Source organism: Paenibacillus agri (genome assembly GCF_013359945.1).
GTDB lineage: Bacteria > Bacillota > Bacilli > Paenibacillales > Paenibacillaceae > Paenibacillus_AQ > Paenibacillus_AQ agri.
In genome coordinates, this window is record NZ_JABWCS010000084.1 from 1 (window position 1) to 262 (window position 262).

Here is a 262-nt window from a genome sequence, read left to right on the forward strand (position 1 = left end):
CTCAAGATGAGATTTCCCAATTAGTAAGACCCCTTGAAGACGACGAGGTAGATAGGTTGGAGGTGGAAGTGCAGCAATGCATGGAGCTGACCAATACTAATCGGTCGAGGGCTTATCCTACTAGATAAAATGCAGATTCGTTTCGGATTCAGTTTTCAGGCGATTAAGCCTGAGCATTTGTACCGCAAATGCCCGTTTGGTGGCGATGGCGGAGGGGTTCCACGCGTACCCATCCCGAACACGACCGTTAAGCCCTCCAGCG

The 262-nt window shown here is 50.8% G+C and carries 2 rRNA genes; both read left to right on the top strand.

The features are described 5' to 3' along the window. Positions 1–120: ribosomal RNA gene (locus HPT30_RS00385) — 23S ribosomal RNA — on the top strand; the annotation flags it as partial. A gap of 75 nt (positions 121–195) precedes the next feature. Then, a 5S ribosomal RNA gene (gene rrf, locus HPT30_RS00390) occupies positions 196–262 on the top strand; the annotation flags it as partial.